Raw genomic sequence first — 18,766 nt, forward strand, 5'->3', positions numbered from 1 at the left:
AGTTTTTGCTCAAAAAACACCAAAAACACGCCTATTTTGCAAAAGTGTGAAACGATTCACACTTTTGGAACGTGAAAACCAACGTCAGTTGGTCTTACACGAAAAAACTTCCCCCAAAACGCGAGCTGCTCAAGCCGCTGTGCTCAGAGAATCAAGATCTTTCTTCCATCGCAAAACAGGCTTACGCGCGGCACTGGCTTCATCGAGCCGGCCGATACGTGTCGAATGCGGAGCGTCGATGACGAGCTGCGGATTTTCCTGAGCTTCCTTGTCGATATCGATCATGGCTTCGATAAATGCATCGAGATCGGCACGTCCGACTGATTCTGTCGGCTCGATCAGCATCGCACCTTCGACCACGAGCGGGAAGTAAACGGTCATCGGGTGAAATCCGTAATCGATCAGGCGTTTAGCAATGTCGAGAGTATGAACTCCGGTCGGTGCCTGTTTTTTGTGAGAAAAGATCGCTTCGTGCATACAATCTGACTCATAGGGCTTGTCGAACGCCCCCGCGAGAGCGTGTGAGACGTAGCGGGCATTCAGAACGGCCGCTTCGGTCGCTTCCTTCAGTCCGTCGTTTCCGTGAGTATAGATGTAAGCAAGTGCGCGCACCATCATGCCGAAATTGCCGAAAAACGCCTTAACACGCCCGATCGAGCTGGGGACGTCATAGTTAAGGAAATAACGATCGCCGTCTTTTTCGATCCTCGGAGTCGGAAGAAATGGTGCCAGATCCGCAGTGCAAAGGCATGGTCCGCAGCCCGGGCCGCCGCCGCCGTGCGGGGTTGAGAAGGTCTTGTGGAGATTCAGATGTATCACGTCAACGCCCATGTCGCCCGGACGTGCAACGCCGACGAGGGCGTTCATATTAGCTCCGTCCATGTAGACGAGGCCGCCTGCGGCGTGGATCGTATCGCAGATCTCTTTAATATTGCGTTCAAAAATACCGACCGTATTTGGGTTGGTAAGCATCAATCCGGCAACACCGCCTTCGTCGCATAACTGGCGAAGGTGATCCATATCGGTCAGGCCTTCAGCCGTCGAATGGATGGTTTTGACCGTGAAGCCTGACATCGCTGCCGAAGCGGGGTTTGTGCCATGAGCCGAATCGGGAATTAGCATTACGCGGCGATTCTTGGATTCCTCGCCATCGCGGTGATCGAGAAATGCCCGGATCAACATAACGCCAGTCATTTCCCCCTGAGCACCGGCCGCAGGCTGAAGCGAAACTCCCGGGAGGCCTGTGATCTCTGCGAGATCCTTTTGGAGGCGAAAGATAAGCTCGAGCGCACCTTGCGATTCTTGCTCCGGAGCAAGCGGGTGAAGCTGGGTAAATCCACCAATTCGGGCGACCTTCTCGTTGAGCCGCGAATTGTATTTCATCGTGCACGAACCAAGAGGATACATTCCGAGATCGATCGAGTAGTTCCAGGTCGAGATCCGCGTAAAGTGGCGGACAACATCGACTTCCGAGACTTCGGGAACTCCTTCGAGATCGTCGTTACGACGAAGGTCAGCCGGTAAAAGCTCATCGAGGCTTACGGCATCGACATCAAGTTTGGGCAAACGATATCCAACACGGCCCGTCTGCGAACGTTCAAAAATCAAGCCTTCATTCTGGCTCGGGTGCTGTGTTACTTTTTTAATGCTCATTTTTCTTCCTAATTCCTGGTAACGGGAATGCGGCGGTTTCCCCTCAATACGGACACTATCTCCAGAATGTGCTCTTCGTCAGTACCGCAGCATCCGCCGAAGACTTTCAGTTGAGGGAGTAGATCTGAGATCCACATATGTTCACTGCCAAAATCGTCAATCTCTCCCCGATCAAGCTCGGTAGAGTCATCCAACTCCGCGTGGCTTTTTCGCGACGCATTAGCACGGACGCCTCGTATCCGTTCGATCCACGGCTGCCCTCGGCCGAGAATCAGTTCATCAGCAGAGTGGCTCGGGTGGGCACAATTGATCATGTAGTATATCGGCGGTGTTTCGACTTCGCTGTCAACAGTCTCAATGGCCTCCTTCAAACTGGCTCCTGACGGCAGTTTTCCATCTGTTTCCAACGTGAACGAGATGACCGATGGCAATCTAGCGTCGGCGGCGGCAGCAGCGATGCCGCTCGCCTCCTCAACATTTGTCATAGTTATTGCCGAGATCATATCGACCTGAACTTCCCCAAACGCGCGTATCTGTTCCGAGTGATAGTCACGAGCTTCTTTAGGGCTCATGCCGGATTCCGCCTGATAGCCATCGCCTCTCGTGCCAACGCATCCGCTTACGACTATCGGCGTTGATGGTTCGCCAAATTCTTCCTTAAGGTCGAACATCAGCCTGGCCGCCTTTCTGTTAACTTCTGTCGTCGCCAGATTAGGATATCCGATCCGTTCGATCCAGTCTGGATTTGCCCTCCATGTTGGGCTCTCCAAGACAAAGCCAAAGCCAAAGTTTTTGGCAATATTCAAATATCGTTCATAGTATCCTTTCAGAGCAAGATACCCTTTTTCATCCTTCAATAAATCAAAAGCTGCGAAACAAGGTAGATCGAAACCCTCCAAAAAGACCAGCGTTGTCTCGAGGCCGCCGTCCGTTAAGTACGTTGCGACTGACTCGTGCGGCAATGTTGTAAGAGCGGCCATAGTATCTTTTCTATTCTACAATATGGTCCTTTTAACATCAGGCTTTCGGCAGCCCTTTCCTAGCTATCGACTCAACGATCTCGCTAAAACGGTCGAGTTCCCATAACGTCGTGTAGACATTCGGCGTGATCCGAATGCCGGTAAATTCCTCGTGAACGATGGGTGTTGTAAATATCTTGTGCCTTGACATCAAATAACCGCCGATGGCCACCGGGTCGATGCCGTCGATCTTGAAATTGGCGATCGCACACGACTGTTTGGGGTCAAAAGAGGTGTTAAAGCCGACCTTCGGCACGTCTTTCAATTTGTTCATCCAGTAGCGGGCGAGGAAGCGCAGGCGTTCCTCTTTTCGCTTGCCGCCGATCGCATTGTGGAACAGGATCGCTTCGCCGATCGCGAGCCGCATCGCGGCTGAGTGCGTACCTATCTCTTCGTATTTACGGATGTCGTTACGATTCTTATCTTCCGATGCCATCAGAGCCCAGACCTTCGCGATCTTGTCTTTTTTGACATACAGCATTCCCGTACCTTTAGGGGCGTAGATCCATTTGTGCAGGGAAGTGCCGTAATAATCGCACTGCAAGTCGTCGCGTTTGAAATCGAACTGGGCAAACGCGTGTGCTCCGTCAACGATCGTTTCGATCCCTTTCGACCTAGCCATTTCGCATATCTTTTTGATCGGCAGGATCTGTCCCGTTAGGTTTATTTGATGCGAGACGAGGATCAGTTTAGTTTTCGGCGTAACCGCTCGTTCGAATGCAGCCGCGATATCGTCGACATTATTCGGTGCGAGCGGGATCTTGATAAGGTTTAATTTCAGGCCTTCGCGCATCTCACGCTGTTTGAGCGTGGTGATCATTCGTGGATAATCCTGCGTTGTGGTCAGGATCTCGTCGCCGGACTTGAAGTCCATTCCCATCAGGAGAATTTCGAGCGATTCACTCGCGTTGCGCGTGATCGCGATCTCTTCGGGTGAACAGCCAAAGACCTCAGCAAGCCCGGTTCTTATCGTCTCCGATTGCGGTTCGAGGATCTGCCACATCGTGTAGGCAGTCGCGTCTTCCTGTTGCCACGTGTAGCGGACGAACGCCTCGGTGACCATTCGTGGACTCGGCGAAACCCCTCCGTTGTTAAGATTGACGATCCCGCGAGTGACCGAAAACGCCTGCTGGATCGTCGACCAATAGTCCTCATCCATCGCGGCTTCGAGGGGCGAAAGATGATCGATGCTTCGGCCGGCCGCCTTAATGTTTTCAAAGAGCGACCCAACTGCGGCTGACGAAAGTGCCATCAGGCCAAGGCCTTTGCCGGCGGTCGATAGAAAACTCCTTCGATCGATGTCCTTATCAAAACGTTGTTTTCTTATCATTTTTGCTCCTCGAAACCGAAGTGGTTAATTAAGTATGCCACGATAGAAATCGACAATGTCAATTGCGAATTTCTGTCGACTAAAGTCTTCTTTGACCCGTTTAAAGCCTGCGGCAGCAATTCTGCTGCGATAGTTCGAATTCAGTAACAGACTTTCTATCGCTGCTGCTAATTCCTCGCTATTTTCGTGTTGGCAGAGTAGCCCGTTCATGCCATGTTCTATGATCTCCGGAATGCCGCCGACGTTAGTTGCGACGACCGGTATCTTTCTCGCCATTGCCTCCAGCAGCACCAGCCCAAACCCCTCGCCATGACTCGAGAGGACATTTACATCAAAGGAATCGAAGAACTTCTCTACATCTGTCCGAAAATCGGTGAAGATAAATCTATCGGCGATCTTCAGTTCACCCAACAGCTTTTGAATTTCTAAGAAGTGGGTCTTATTTACTGCTTCCTTAGAAATCGAACCAACGATCAAAACCTTGAAGTCGATCCCTTTTCCCTTCAATTCACGGACGGCCCTGGCTAACGTAAAAAAATCCTTCTGAGGAGCGACTCTTGCGACCATCCCGATGATCTTGGTTTTACCTTCGATCCCGAATTCCCTTCGAATCTCGGCCCGATTCTGCGCTCTGTCCGAGTCCTCAACGTTATCTATGTCAATACCGTCGTAGATCACCGCAGCCCGTGAATCTCTAACATGCATTCCAAAAGACTGCCGTGAGTTTCTGGAAACGAAGATCCACTTTTTAACAGCTTTGAGAAAGAGCTGATCCCGCTTAGGTATTTCTGGCTGCTGGCCGCGAACGTGTGAAACGATCGGGATCCTCGAAAGGAATGCGGCCAAAGTAGCATAAAAGGAGCCTCTCAAGTCAGCGCAATGAATTAGATCTGCTTTGACCTCGCGGAATTGTCGAGCTAACTTCGACGATTCGGCTTTGTAGTTTACGAAGTGTCTTATGCTTGGTTCGATCTCCGTAAATTCGCACACTTCGAAGTTCTCGGCCCGAAAAAGCTCAGCTACTTCGTCACAATCACGCAACACAAAAAATACATTGCGAAAACCAGCCTCGCGGGTAACGCGAGCCATTCGCAGGGTGGCAAGTTCGGTTCCGCCTATCGCTTTCCACGGTAAAATGTGGGCAATGGTCGGTTGCTGGGTTCTTCCTGCCATCTGCCTCCTATAGGCGAAGGTCACTAGACATTCGCCAGGCTCTTCACGAGGTGGTCGATCTGGTTACGCGTATTCGTTTCCGTCACGCAGACCAGAAGATCGTTGTCATGCCCACCGTAGTATTTTGAAAGAGCGAGGCCGCCAACGATCCCGTTGTTGGCTCGAATATTCTCCAGGATGACAGCCGCCGGTTTCGGGGCACGAACGACAAATTCATTGAAGAACGGTGCCGAAAATGCAAGCTCAAATCCGTCTACGGCTGCGATCTGTTTTGCAGCATACGCCGCTTTTTGAGCATTCTGCTCCGCGACTTCCTGCAGGCCTTTTCTGCCCATCGATTCCATATAGATCGTTGCCGCCAGGGCGATCAATCCCTGGTTAGTGCAGATGTTGGATGTCGCTTTTTCTCGGCGGATGTGCTGTTCGCGGGTCGATAATGTAAGCACGAAGCCGCGGTTGCCGTTCTTGTCATATGCGACGCCGCACAGTCGGCCCGGCATGTTGCGAACGAATGTTTCCTGCGTGGCAAACAGGCCGAGATGCGGGCCGCCGAAACTCATCGGGATGCCCCACGATTGGCCTTCGCCCACCACAATATCAGCACCGCATTCGCCAGGCGATCTAAGCAGGCCGAACGATATCGCCTCTGTCACTGCCACAACGAACAACGCTCCAACTGCATGTGCCGCATCGGCCAAAGACTTCAGATCTTCGATGCATCCAAAAAAATTGGGTGACTGTACGACCAACGCCGCGGTCTTGTCATCCAGAGCTTCGAGACCGCTAATTCGTCCACTATGCTCGTCAAAATCGATCTCGACGATCTCGCTGTCGCCGTGCTGATCATAGGTCGCGGCAACCTCACGGTATTCAGGATGTACGCTTTTTGCGACAACGATCTTTTCCCGGCGAGTTACGCGCTGAGCCATAAGGTACGCCTCTGCCATGGCGGTCGAGCCATCGTACATCGAGGCATTCGCAACCTCCATCCCGGTAAGTTGGCAGACGAGGGTTTGGAATTCGAAAATGTACTGCAGCGTCCCCTGCGAGATCTCAGGCTGATAGGGCGTATAGGATGTGAAAAATTCCGATCTCTGGATCAAATGATCGACGATTGTCGGCGAAAAATGTGAATAAACGCCCGCTCCTAAAAACGAGGGTTTGGTCGCAGCGGTGTTCTTCGCAGCCATCGCTTCCATTGCCGAGATGACTTCGGATTCCGCAAGCGGATCGGTCACATTCAAGGCACGGTTAAGCTGAACATTTTCTGGTATCGAGCGGAAAAGATCTTTTGCGTTCGAGAGACCGACAACGCTAAGCATTTCGTCTCTTTCTTCGGGCGAATTTGGAATATATCTCATCTAATTTCGGTGGTATGAAAACAGGTATAATCAAACTTATTCAGCAAATTATGATGATATCAAAATCATTTATTCAAAGCGAAAAAGCCGTCAGCAAATGCCAACGGCTCAAAACTAACTTGACCGGCCAGACCGGTACGAAAGGAATTTCGAATTTCGTCTTGTCGTTCTGTACGATCTCTGACCATTATGCGGAGGCAGCGAGATACTCTTCATATTCTTCTGCGGACAGCATCGCGTCGGCATCGCCCGGATTATCGAGCTTGACCTTGATCATCCATCCAGCATTATACGGGTCGTTATTTACGGCTTCCGGCGTATCGTTAATACCGTCATTTACCTCGGTTACCTCGCCGGCAAGCGGCGTGAAGACTTCGGACACGGCTTTGACCGACTCGACCGAGCCGAAAGCTTCGTGAGCGTTTAGCTTGTCGCCGACGCGGGGCATATCAATGTAGACCACGTCGCCGAGCGAATGTTGAGCGTAATCGGTGATGCCGATCGTAGCAGTATCGCCAACAACAGCGACCCACTCGTGGTCTTTGCTATAACGTAGATTTTCAGGAATGTTTGACATAGGTTTTTAGATAAAAATTATTTTCTGATCAGACGGCGTAAAGTTCGAGGAAACCGCATTTTTCGCATCTAAGCCCCCGCACATCGCGACGAACGCGGTCGTGAACTTTGACGTTATCGCCTTTGATTCCGAGCAGGGAAGCGTGTTCGGGTTCGCCGTCGATCCAACCGAGCTTCATATAATAATGCTCGCTCTTGTCAGCAGCAAAGCCCTTGGTCATATTGCCGCCGCACTTACTGCACGCGTACTGCTGAGAACTCATTTTGCCCGCTTATAGAAAGGCGTCGGAACTACTATTGCCCCAATGTGTCGGCCCCTAACGTCAATTTTAATTTCTTGTCCGACATTTGCAAACTCCAGAGGCAAAAACGCGAGACCGATGTTCTTTTTGAGATATGGAGCAGGACTGCCGCTCGTGACGATGCCAACCTTTTCGTCGCCAACGTAAACGTCAAAACCATCGCGGGCGATTCCTGGCTCTGTCATCTCAAAGCCCACTATCTTTCGCTTCAATCCGGCTTCTTTCTGAGCTGCCAGTGCTGCCGACCCGATAAAGTCTCCCTTCTGTAACTTGGTTATCCAGCCAAGGCCGGCTTCGAGAGGCGTTATGTCGTCGCCGAGTTCGTGGCCGTAGAGGGACATAGCGGCCTCCAGACGCAGCGTATTTCTCGCGGCCAGTCCGCAGGGAAGGATGCCTTCGGGATCGCCGTATTCGCCCGTCTCGAGGAGCTTTTTCCAGAGATGCTCGGCGTGTTCGGGTGAGGCGTAGACCTCGAAACCGTCTTCGCCCGTGTAACCGGTACGCGAGATGATCGCGTCAACGCCGTCAACCTGGCCGGTCGTGAAGTGATAGTACTTGATCGCGCCGAGATCGGTTCCGGTCAGTTTCTGCAGGATACCCGTTGCATCCGGCCCCTGGACGGCTATCTGACAATAGTCGGAAGAGGCATTTCGTAAGCCAAGGTCGTCATGTTCCGAATGATGCGACTTGATCCAAGCCCAATCCTTCTCGGTCGTTCCTGCGTTTACAACGAGTAGCAGCCTATCGTGGCTAAAACGGTAAACGAGCAAGTCATCGACAACACCGCCGTTCTGGTTTGTGAGAGCCGAGTAGTGTGCCTGGCCGTCAATAAGTTTTGTGACATCGTTTGTTGTGAGACGATTTACAAAGGCGGTCGCATCAGGTCCTTCGACCCAGATCTCGCCCATGTGCGAGACATCAAAAAGGCCCGAACGCGTGCGGCAGCGCATGTGTTCCTCGATCACGCCTGCAGGATACTGGACCGGCATATCCCAGCCGCCAAAATCGACCATTCTTCCGCCAAGTTCCCGATGTGCTGCATTCAGCGGCGTCTTTTTTAGTTCTGTTTCTAACATAGCTTGAGTGTAAACGAGAGGATTCGGTTGGCACAAGTTTGGGAAGCCGAGGAAATAACTTGTTGCCAACCCGCGGCACAAAACTTACACTAGGTAGTTTCGATATGTACGAATTTGCCGTTACACCAGCCGTTACTCAGCTTCGCCGTCCGGGCGTGATCATTACAGAGGTCGCGCCGGAGAGTCTCGCCGAGGAGCTAGAACTTGAGCCAAATGACCGCATCGTCAGGGTTAACGGCAGACTGGTTCGTGATTATTTGGACTTCAGATTTCAGACTGCGGGAGAAACGGACCTTACGTTTCAGGTCAAAAAGCCTGACGGTGAGACGATCGAGATCGAATTCGACCGCGATGAGTCCGAAGATTTCGGCTTGATGTTCGAGCAGATCGTCCCGCGGCAATGTGCAAACGAATGCCTGTTCTGCTTCTGCAAAGGCAATCCTGAAGACGCACGCCCGTCGCTTTTTGTCCGCGATGAAGACATTCGCCTCTCGTTCCTTTACGGCAATTACACAACTCTGTCGTCGATAACCGAGGACGAGATGAAACGCATCATCGAACAGCGTTTGTCGCCGCAATATGTTTCGGTTCACGCGACGGATCTTAAAACGCGGGCGTATTTGCTTGGTGTCGAAGAATCTCGTGCGGATATCTCGGATAAATTGGAACGCCTGCTTGCCGCGGATATCGAACTTCATGCACAGGTCGTTCTTTGTCCCGAGATCAACGACGGAGCGGTCCTCGAAAAGACACTCCGTGATCTTGCCGCTCACTATCCTAAGGTCGTTTCGACAGCCGTGGTTCCGGTTGCTTTGACCCGCTACAACACCGACGAAAGATTGACCCGCGTAACTCCGGAATTCTGCCGTCGAACGGTAAAAGAAGTCGAAAAGCTGCAAAAGGAATTTCGAAAAACGCTCGGCGTTACTTTCGCGTTCTTAGGCGACGAGATCTATATAAAGGGAGGTCTCGAAATTCCGTCGCGACGGCATTACGGCAACTATCCTCAGATCGAGGACGGCGTCGGAATGGTGCGGTCGTTTGTGAATTCGTTCGAGAAATTCTTAACCTCAGCCAAAGAGCAGAATTCGGCGAGAGTTGACCTACGTACACACGCGGCCGCTTTGGTTCCCAATGCTGAGTTTATTCCGCCCGCTTACGCAGGCGGTTCTGACTTTGGCACTATCCTTACCGGTGAGATGTTCGCCCCGATCCTGCGCGAGCAGATCGAGAAATACAATGAACTTATCGGCTCGCGGCTTCACGTCTTAGCGGTTCCAAATACATATTTCGGCGGTGACGTTTCGGTTGCGGGATTGTTGACGGGACAGGATTTCATGGCTGTCAGGGACCGGATCGTCGGTGATTTTGTGACTATCCCGAAGATAACAATTAAGTCAGACGAGCCTATTTTCCTGGACGGAATGAAGTTCGAAGATCTTCAACAACAGTTTCCGGTCCCAATTATTCCGGTTGATACGGAGATCCTGATCTCGATGCTCGAACAAAAAAAGGCGGATCGTTAGACCCGCCTTACGGAGAAATGAATCGTGCACGTACGATTCATATCACGAGAAATGGTAGTTTATTATTCCCGAAACCTTTGTCGGGGAACCCGATAGAAGCGTGGGGCTGAATTTGGCGATCTTCGCGGCAGACTCCGAAGCACTTCTCAGCAGAATATTGCCCGAAACTGCATTCGCAGAGATAACATTTCCTTTTTCATCGATAAGTACCTGAACGCTGACCGTGCCGGCTGCATTGGCAGTTTTTGCTGCCACGGGAATGTCCGGTTTGGGCAAACTCGTTGCCTTACCATTCACTACGCCCATCGAAAGTACCAGCGGCTTCTTGGGAGCCGGCGGATCTTTCTTTACTGGTGGCGGTGGTTCGTCGTTCGTCTCAACCTTCGCGAGGGCGGTTCCATCACCCAGCCCGCCTGTGCCGTCACCTGTTCCGGTTCCGCCTGGTCCGCGTCCGGCAACGCCGTCCGGAGTGCCATCGGCATCAAATTTACCGATCTGAACATAACCGTTCGTCGGACGTGCCTTTTCGCTATTTAGGACGGTCGAAACAGCCGTCGGTGCTTCGCGGGGCGATTCGTCAAGGCTCGCGACTATAGCCTGCCTCATTGTCATCCGCGGTGCGGCAGACGGCCCCGGCTGAGATTTCGGTTGCTCTTTCGGAGCGGTTTCCGGTTCCGGAAGCTTCTCCGGCGGGGTTGTATCAACCGGCGCGACGAGCTCGACCATGTCCATGTCATTCATGTCCAGGGAAAGGTCAACCGCGAATAGACTGAATATCAATGCTCCCGTCAATCCAAAGAAAAGAACAGCTCCTGAGACAAGAAAATAACTCTTGCGATTTGTACCGCTTGATCTGTGCGGCTGGGTTTCTACTAATTCTTCAAACATATAATTGCCCTCCGACGGATATAAATATGTGCCGTCAATATTATTAAACGCTATAAAAAGTGCGACTTTTGCAAAGTTTCGTCAAAAAAGCGAGGCCTTTTGTAAAGGCGGCAACCTCTACAAAAAACCTCGAAAATTGATGACAGGACTTTAGAATTTACTTAACGAAGTTGTAAGTGATCACACCTGTAACCTTGACGGGAACATCGGAAAGCAATGTCGGAGAAAAGCGTGCTCCGCGAGCGGCACGTTCGGCTTCCGGGCGAAGCAGGATGTGGCCGCTTATTGCATTTGCCGAAATTACACGGCCCGTTTCATCGATCGTAACCTGGACACTGACCTGGCCTTGGGCTCCAACCTGTCTTGCTGTAGCTGAATAGTTCGGCTTCGGTAGGTCCTTCGCAATTCCGTTTAATACGCCTTTAGATATGGCCGGCGGCTTAACGGCGGGCTTTCTGATCGCGGGCGGCGGTGTCGTATCTTCTGGTTCCACCTTTTCGGATTTCGAGAGAGTTTCACCGAGGGTAGAGGTGCTCGGTCCCGACGTGTTTGGTTCGCGGCCGATTCCGCCTGGGGTTCCTGTGTCGATGTCGATCGTACCTATCTTGTATTGCCCGAACTGCGGCCTTGCCAACGCCGTATTCGGGGCGGTTGAGACGGACGTCGGGGCGATCGTTGGTTCATCGACCCTCGCCATATTTACCTGCCTGGTTGGGATGTTGCTTTGCGAGGATGAACTCGCAGGCGGCCGCTGCTCGCGGACTTCCGGTTCGGCTGCTTCCGGAGCAACCGGGGCGATCATTTCTACAAGTTCGAAATTTCCATTTCCAAGACCGTAATCCGAGGCAAAGATACTAATAACGACTGCGGTCGTAAAGAGCACTCCGACGACGACCGATGAGACCATAAAATAACGACGGCGGTTTTTGAAGTCCGCTCCTTGTGGTTCGCTTTCTACCAATTGATCAAACATTTTCAGATCCTCCTGTGTGAGCGCCGGTGCCAGCCGCTGACAAGTTAGACACCGGGCTTCGGGTTTTGTTCCCGAATAAGATCGCAAGGATCGAACGTTTTTGGGGGAAGAATTTTCCCGTAAAAATACGCGCCGGACCAAAGAGGGTCAAAAAAGTGTGAATCGATTCACACTTTTTAAAAACAGGCGTATTTTCGACAAAAATTGGACTAAAAGGGGCGGTATGGTCAAACGTGAATCACCGTCTGTCGGCGAAAAAGCAGCTGATTGGTAGAGGTAAATCGGAGATTGGTCAAACGTATTTTACCCTCGAAATATGGTTTATCAGAAGTCACGCGGTGAGGAGCGGATTGTACATCATGATGGCGTGGTTTTCGGTTATGAGTTGTTCGGATGTCATCCCGTCGATGAGGCTCGTGCGGCGCTGCCAGATGCGGTTGTGGCGCGTATAGCCGCCCCATGGCTGCATTTTGATCAGGTGGTCGGTCTCGAAGACCTCGAATTCAAATTCCTTCTCGCGGTCCGACGTCAGCTCACCGTTCAAATATTCATCGTCTATCCAGAGATCGATCCTGAATGCCGCATCGGTATCGTTGCGAAGCTGTAGATCGATGTAGTTGTAGGCGAGCGTGGCACCGCAGGCGAACGGTATCTTGCGGTTGATGTCCGGGAAGACGTCAAAGCCGTGGCGATAGCGTTCGGTCACCGTGAGCGGCGAATGCAGAGCGATCCAATACAGCAGATTCCCAAGCTGACAAAGCCCGCCGCCGATGCCTTTTTCGATCTTGCCGTTGTGAAGCACGAGGCCTTCGAGAAAGCCCTTTGACGCTGTCGGGCGGCCGACCATTTTCCAGATAGAAAAACTCTGCCTGGGACGGATCACCACACCAGTGATAGGTGCGATCGCGAGCCGCAAATTTGTGATCTTGTTGTGCTGCAGATACATCTCCACATCCCGAAGCGGCCGCAGCATCATCGTTTTGTGGCGAAAAATCGAGTGTTCGAGCTTTGTCTCAGGTTCCTGACGGCCAAACGAGCGGGAGTTGGCAAGCCACTTAATCTGGCGCCGCACCGTATAATATTCGCGCCCGAGCAGGCTGCGTAAATAACTGCGTTTAGTTGGCTTAGAGACGTTCTTGCTGTCCATGGCACTCGGGTCGAAACGAGATTGTAGCACAGACTGGACGCAAGCATCTTGCTTGCCAAGCGTTCGAAAGAACGCTGACGGGGCCGGGGATTAAGAATGTTGAATTTCTTTCCACGCGTCACGCCGGAGGAACCGGCGTTGGCAAGCGGGACGCGTGCGCTCCAGTCGCTTACGCGTTCTTAAACGAAATGATCTCCGCCGCGATCGAAACTGCGATCTCTTCGGGCGTTTGGCTATTGATCGAGAGCCCGATCGGTGTGCGTATCAGCGATAGTCGTTCTCCGCTAACGCCCTCAGCTCGCAGTTCTTTAAATAGTGTAGCCATCTTCGCACGGCTTCCGAGTACGCCGAAATATTTGAAGTCGTGATCAATAAGCTTTCTGATAACTACCGCATCCGAGGCATATCCGAGCGTCATCACGGCAACGTACGTACGCTCGCCAGATTCGATATGCCTACCTATCTCCTCGTAGTTATCGATGATCACAACCTCGTCCGCGAACTCATTCTTCGCGATCGTGTTCAACTCCGGCCGGTCGTCGAAAATACTGATCCGAAAATTCAACTTCGCCGCCAGTTCGCTCAAAGCCAGAGCACAATGCCCGCCGCCGATGATGTAGAGTTGTTCGCTTTGGTTCAGCTCTTCTGAATAGGTAAATCCATCCTCGTCTCGGCGAAAGCTTATCGGCTCATATCCGCCGGGCTCGAGCCTGCCGGTTCCGCAAAAGTTCGGTGCGGCGCTAAAAAACGTGTAATCGACGATCAACAGGTATCCCCAGTTCTCGAAAAAGGACTCGATGATCCGCTCAACTGTGGTGAGGTCGCTCGGAGCTAACTCCCTGAGTATTACAGTCTGCCGCCCCGAACAGATCATTCCACTTGAATTATTCGAGTCCCGTCGATGCACCTGGTCGATGATCTCTGTAAAAGGGAAAACCGTCGCTTCCGCTTCCCGTTCTGTCAGAAGAGCTTTCGCTCGTTCAACAAGCTTCACTTCCATCGAGCCGCCGCCGATGCTGCCGCACAATTCGCCGTTCTTTCCGACCGCCATTTTGTAGCCGGCACGGCCGGGACTACTGCCTGAGCTGTCGGCGACGACGAGCAGCATCACCCGTTCAGCTCCTCTGAGCTGTGCTTCGATAAACTGCCATAATTCGAGTTCTTTGGACACTGAAAAGATTCTACCGCAGAGTCGTCTTCAGCTTGAGCCAAATTCGAACAGGGTATAGAGGATGATCAGGATAGAAGTTAAGAAATATCGTGTAGATCCAGTCCATCCTGTTTCAATTAGCCTGCCGGATATAGATTCATCAGCACCTTTTCCGGCGTGAACGGGCAGTCGAAATCGGGTTCGCATTCGCGGAACGCCTTAACGGCATTGCGGATCGCAAAATACGCGCCGATCCCATACATCAGCGGCGGTTCGCCGACGGCTTTTGAGTTGAAGATGGCGAGGTTGTTCTTTTCCGTTTGTAACGGAAGCACCGCGATCTCTTTTGGGACGGAATAGATGTCGGGCACCTTGTAGGTCGAGAGGGCGTTTGAGCGCAGCTTGCCCTTTTCATCGTAAGCGACCTCTTCCATTGTCATCCAGCCGAGGCCCTGAACGATGCCGCCTTCGATCTGGCCGAGATCGACGGCGGTGTTCATCGACGTGCCAAAATCATGGCAGCATTTCACATAGTCGACCTCGTAACGCCCGCGAAGGCAATCGACCGTCACACCCACGATCGCCGTCCCGTAAACGTGATACGCGAACGGATGGCCCTTAGCTGTTGACCAGTCGAAACCGATGCCGGGCGTTGCGTAATGCGAATGCTCGCTTAGGTTTACACGTTTCAGGTGGGCTTCCATGACGAGCGTTTGCCACGAGAGCGAGGTCTTTTCTCCGGAGCGGTGAACCATGCCGTTCTCGATCGAAAGGTCGTCGACGCTCGCTGCCTCGATGAGCGGAAGAGCGATCTCAAGCAGTCGTTCTCGGATCGTTTCACATGCGATCTGCGTCGCTTTGCCATTAAGGTCAGCGGCGGCCGAGGCGGCGGTCGGCGAGGTGTTAGCGATACGTAAAGTGTTGGTTGTGTGGACGCGAATATCGGCGAGTTCGAGCCCGAAAACCTTCGCCGCGACCTGTGCCATTTTTGTATTAACGCCCTGGCCCATTTCAACCGCTCCCGTCGAGACCGCGACGCTGCCGTCAGTGTAAACGTGGACCAGAGAACGCGCCTGATTCATCGGCGTTTTGGTAAATGAGATGCCAAAACAGATCGGCATCATGGCGACGCCTTTCTTGAAGTACCTGGAATTTGCGTTGAATTCGTCGGCCTCGCGATACATATATGCCAAACCGTATGTGTTGTCAGCTTGTTCCCAGCTCGTTACAGCTTCGCTCACGGCGATCTGGCCGTACGGAAACTCGTCCCCCGATTCGAGCAGGTTTCGCCGCTGGATCTCGGCGGCTGAAACGCCAATTTTATCGGCAGCGTGAGCGATCGCTGATTCGATGACGAACATTCCTTGCGGCCCGCCGAAACCGCGAAATGCTGTATTCGGCGGTAGATTTGTGCGGCAGCAATAGGCGGTTGCGGTGACGTTCGGAATGAAATAGGAATTTGTGCAGTGAAAAAGCGTGCGTTCCAGCACCGGAGGCGAGAGGTCGCAGGATGCACCGGCGTTTTGATAAAAGCTGGCTTCGTAGGCGACGATCTTCAGGTCTTTATCGAGGCCGATCTTGTAATCGGCGGAATACGGATGCCGTTTGCCGGTCATCCGCATGTCTTCCATACGATGAAGGGCATATTTTACCGGACGTTTAGTAAGCTGTGCAGCGACCGCGACGATCCCGGCCCACGCGTTAGCCTGATCTTCCTTGCCGCCAAAACCACCGCCCAGCCGCTGAACATCGACCTCGACCTCATGCATTGCAAGACCGGTAACTCGGCAAACTGCACGCTGCACCGCCGTCGGGCCCTGGGTCGAAGAATATACCCTCAAACCGCCGTTTTCAGTCGGGACCGCATACGCCCCCTGCGTCTCGATATAAAGATGTTCCTGTCCGTTTATCTCGGCTTTACCCTCGAAGATATGTTCACAGGTGCTAAAAGCGTCGGCGGTCGAGCCCATGACGAATTTCTTCGGCGGTACGATCAGATCGCCATTCGCGGCCGCAACTCGCGGGTCGGTGACAGGAGCTAGTTCGTCGATCTCAACCTTGAGCTTCTTAGCGGCTTTTCTTGCCAGTTCCTCTGATTCCGCAACTACGACCGCGATCGGCATCCCCTGAAAATGCACCTCGCCCTCTGCCAGCAAAGGCTCATCCGGCACGATCCCGCCGATCTGATTCTCGCCGATCAGGTCTTTTGCAGTTATAACTCTGAAAACACCTTCTGAAATTTCTGCCGCACTCGTGTCAATACTCTTCAGCTTCCCGTGAGCAACTAGCGAATCAAAAACACACGCATACAGCGTCCCGCGGACAACCGGAATGTCATCCAAATAAACGGATTCGCCGCGAACGTGGGATTTTGAATCGATGTTTTTCAATCTTTTATACGGGGTGTCTGGATCGAAGTGATGTCTAGGATGTCTTGCGGTCTCGCAGCCGCCGTTTTTGCGATCAGCAAGTCGTCCCGGCCAATAAAAATCGATGGGATGCCATCGAAATCACCGTATTGCCGGTTTGGCCAAGCGTCCTCAAAAGACACGCCTTCCAGCGACATCATGATATCGATCCGGACCGGTGGCTGGCCCATTTGAAAAAAGCCGTCGGCAGCGAAATCGCTGACAGTTACTCCGCTTAGTGGTGCCCCAAACTCCGCTAAAGCGGCGAAAACCCGGGGCGCATTTTCATCTGAAGCCTCGACCCAGATATCAAGGTCTTTGGTATATCGGGGTTCAGAGTATTTCATCACCGCGAACGCTCCGACGATCAAATACTTAACCTCGTGTTCGTTGAAAATGGACAATATCTCTTTGAAGTCTGGACTCATTTATCCCTTTTGACCGAAGGTAAAACTCGATCAGTTCCCATGCGGCGTTGAAGATGGCGGCATCGCCCTGTCGCTGCCAAAATTCGATGTCAAACGACCGATCCATCTCCTTAACATCTTTACCGAGACGCCACATCGTAAAATCGCCGTTTTCACCTTCGATGACGTGAGTTTTCATAGGTGTATTATAGCGTTTCGAAGCCGAAAAGTTCGACAAAATGTGCATGGAAGAGTTGTCTCAATAGCAATCGTTTGTATTGTTCAGTTCCGCGCACGTCCGAGATCGGCGATATCTCGGACTGCATGATCTCGTTGGCTTGTTCTAGTGTCTCATCGTTAATTTCCTTGTTTCGAAGGAATTCGGATGTTTGTTTTAGATATAAAGGTATCGGTGCTACGCCGCCTGCGGAAATGTGGACGGTCTCAAATGAAAACTTGCCGGCAGGCTGCCGACGTTCCAGTGAGATGGCCGTATTTACGCTTGCGATGTCGAGGTATGTGCGTTTGCAGACCTTTTCGAAGTTGAAGCGGAAATCGGTCGTGGGTTTTTTGAATGTGATCTTTGCGATGATTTCGTCCGGCCACTTCGCGAGTTGTTTGTAGCCTTGGTAGAGATCGCGAAGTTTGATTGCGCGAGAGAGAACCACCCCGTCAGCCGAAGCGGCTGCCACCCCTCGTTCTGGCAAAGAGTGCGTGCCAGTGTTGCCGGTAGGCCCGCCAACCGTGTAAGGAGGGGAGTTAAGAAGCGTGATCTCCGCATCCAACGCCAGAAACCACACCGTCATATCGCCGATCGGCGAGGCGTTGACGAAGTTGCCGGCGAGGGTGGCCATGTTGCGGATCGGGGTGGATGATACGAGTTTCAGGTGCTTGTAAAGATCGGGGAAGGTCGACTGCACTACTGACGATTCGAGAAGGTCGGTGACCGTTGCTGAGGCTCCGATCTCGATATATTCGCCAGTGTCGCGGATGCTTCTTAGCTCGTCATGATAGAGAAGCGGCGTTGGCTCGGATTCAGCCATCTGATCGTGGCGCTGGACGTAAAGATCAGTGCCGCCTCCGGTCAGAACCGCCTGCGTAAGCGGGCGGGACGATGCTCGATCTTCGGGTACACGGGCTGATAAAAGGCCGTTAAGCCGCGAGGCTATATCATCAAAATATATTGGGACAACGGCGTTCGCGATAGTATGGTTCGTTCCGCCCGCTGACGCAGGCACTTCCGACATGAGGCCGCTGATACGGCAAGCGGCTCGTTCTATCGACTTGTAACCGGTACATCGGCAGATGTTGCCGTCTATCGCCGATACAGCCATTTCACGCGTTTTGGCGGAACCGTCAATGCAAAATCCGGTCAGCGACATCACGAATCCGACAGTGCAGAATCCGCATTGGGTTCCACTTTCATCGACCACTGCTTGTTGGACAGGCGTGAGCGAGCCGTTTTCGGGATTGATGCCCTCGATGGTGACGATGTGTTTTCCGGCGGCGTTGGCGAGAGGCATCAGGCATGACGTCACTGAGCGGTATCGCATCTTTTTCTCTACCAATTCGCCGACTAAAACAGTACAGGCCCCGCAGTCGCCCTCGCGGCAGCCGATCTTGGTGCCTTTTAGATCTTTGTGGTAGCGAACGAAATCAAGCACCGTCGAACCTGGCGGCTGATCGGTCGAGATTTCGTCGTTGTTGAGGATGAATGAGATCATTCTGTGAATATTTACCCGCGAAATACGCGAAATGACGCGAATTCGGATCTTCT

At 52.4% G+C, this 18,766-nt stretch carries 17 protein-coding genes; 1 reads left to right on the forward strand and 16 read right to left on the reverse strand.

Going from position 1 to position 18,766, the window contains the following annotated elements; all coding sequences use genetic code 11:
• Positions 1-129: 129 nt before the first annotated feature.
• From gcvPB to gcvT, 8 genes are all read right to left on the reverse strand, one after another.
• Complete coding sequence (gene gcvPB / locus IPG22_14170) at positions 130-1,653, reverse strand: aminomethyl-transferring glycine dehydrogenase subunit GcvPB (GenBank protein MBK6589432.1); 1,524 nt, start codon at positions 1,651-1,653, stop codon at positions 130-132.
• 8 nt (positions 1,654-1,661) lie between these two features.
• Entirely contained in the window at positions 1,662-2,633 is a 972-nt protein-coding gene (locus IPG22_14175) for a homocysteine S-methyltransferase family protein (GenBank protein ID MBK6589433.1), read from the reverse strand.
• A gap of 37 nt (positions 2,634-2,670) precedes the next feature.
• Positions 2,671-4,002, reverse strand: a complete 1,332-nt coding sequence (locus IPG22_14180) for an aminotransferase class V-fold PLP-dependent enzyme (protein ID MBK6589434.1) — start codon at positions 4,000-4,002, stop codon at positions 2,671-2,673.
• A gap of 24 nt (positions 4,003-4,026) precedes the next feature.
• Complete coding sequence (locus tag IPG22_14185; GenBank protein MBK6589435.1) at positions 4,027-5,175, reverse strand: glycosyltransferase family 4 protein; 1,149 nt, start codon at positions 5,173-5,175, stop codon at positions 4,027-4,029.
• A gap of 23 nt (positions 5,176-5,198) precedes the next feature.
• Positions 5,199-6,536: an aminomethyl-transferring glycine dehydrogenase subunit GcvPA gene (gene gcvPA, locus IPG22_14190; GenBank protein MBK6589436.1), complete on the reverse strand. Its 1,338-nt coding sequence runs from the start codon at positions 6,534-6,536 to the stop codon at positions 5,199-5,201.
• Between the two features lie 187 nt (positions 6,537-6,723).
• The gene (gene gcvH, locus IPG22_14195; GenBank protein MBK6589437.1) at positions 6,724-7,113 is read right to left on the reverse strand and encodes a glycine cleavage system protein GcvH; all 390 of its coding nucleotides are present in this window, start codon (positions 7,111-7,113) and stop codon (positions 6,724-6,726) included.
• 28 nt (positions 7,114-7,141) lie between these two features.
• Positions 7,142-7,375, reverse strand: coding sequence for a hypothetical protein (locus tag IPG22_14200; protein MBK6589438.1), 234 nt, complete (start codon positions 7,373-7,375; stop codon positions 7,142-7,144).
• Positions 7,372-8,490, reverse strand: coding sequence for a glycine cleavage system aminomethyltransferase GcvT (gcvT, locus tag IPG22_14205; protein ID MBK6589439.1), 1,119 nt, complete (start codon positions 8,488-8,490; stop codon positions 7,372-7,374). Before gcvT ends, IPG22_14200 begins: the two co-directional genes overlap by 4 nt.
• A gap of 104 nt (positions 8,491-8,594) precedes the next feature.
• Between gcvT and IPG22_14210 the strand changes: the two genes are divergently transcribed.
• A complete protein-coding gene (locus IPG22_14210; protein MBK6589440.1) occupies positions 8,595-10,016 on the forward strand; it encodes a DUF512 domain-containing protein in 1,422 nt (473 codons plus the stop codon).
• A gap of 42 nt (positions 10,017-10,058) precedes the next feature.
• Here the strand turns inward: IPG22_14210 and IPG22_14215 are convergent, their stop codons facing one another.
• From IPG22_14215 to IPG22_14250, 8 genes are all read right to left on the reverse strand, one after another.
• Positions 10,059-10,904, reverse strand: coding sequence for an energy transducer TonB (locus tag IPG22_14215; GenBank protein ID MBK6589441.1), 846 nt, complete (start codon positions 10,902-10,904; stop codon positions 10,059-10,061).
• Positions 10,905-11,061: 157 nt separating this feature from the next.
• Positions 11,062-11,877, reverse strand: coding sequence for a TonB family protein (locus IPG22_14220; protein ID MBK6589442.1), 816 nt, complete (start codon positions 11,875-11,877; stop codon positions 11,062-11,064).
• A gap of 331 nt (positions 11,878-12,208) precedes the next feature.
• A complete protein-coding gene (locus IPG22_14225; protein ID MBK6589443.1) occupies positions 12,209-13,024 on the reverse strand; it encodes a VanW family protein in 816 nt (271 codons plus the stop codon).
• 169 nt (positions 13,025-13,193) lie between these two features.
• A complete protein-coding gene (locus IPG22_14230) occupies positions 13,194-14,195 on the reverse strand; it encodes an XdhC family protein (GenBank protein MBK6589444.1) in 1,002 nt (333 codons plus the stop codon).
• Positions 14,196-14,311: 116 nt separating this feature from the next.
• Positions 14,312-16,564 (reverse strand): molybdopterin-dependent oxidoreductase, encoded by a 2,253-nt coding sequence (locus IPG22_14235; GenBank protein MBK6589445.1) that lies wholly within the window; start codon positions 16,562-16,564, stop codon positions 14,312-14,314.
• A complete protein-coding gene (locus IPG22_14240) occupies positions 16,561-17,010 on the reverse strand; it encodes a hypothetical protein (protein ID MBK6589446.1) in 450 nt (149 codons plus the stop codon). The genes IPG22_14235 and IPG22_14240 overlap by 4 nt, the downstream gene beginning before the upstream one ends.
• Positions 16,958-17,188, reverse strand: coding sequence for a hypothetical protein (locus tag IPG22_14245; protein ID MBK6589447.1), 231 nt, complete (start codon positions 17,186-17,188; stop codon positions 16,958-16,960). The genes IPG22_14240 and IPG22_14245 overlap by 53 nt, the downstream gene beginning before the upstream one ends.
• A gap of 7 nt (positions 17,189-17,195) precedes the next feature.
• Positions 17,196-18,713 carry an FAD binding domain-containing protein gene (locus IPG22_14250; protein ID MBK6589448.1) on the reverse strand — a complete coding sequence of 506 codons (1,518 nt, stop codon included), beginning with the start codon at positions 18,711-18,713 and terminating at the stop codon, positions 17,196-17,198.
• Between the last annotated feature and the right edge of the window lie 53 nt (positions 18,714-18,766).

This window comes from Acidobacteriota bacterium (assembly GCA_016703965.1).
Taxonomy (GTDB): Bacteria; Acidobacteriota; Blastocatellia; order Pyrinomonadales; family Pyrinomonadaceae; genus OLB17.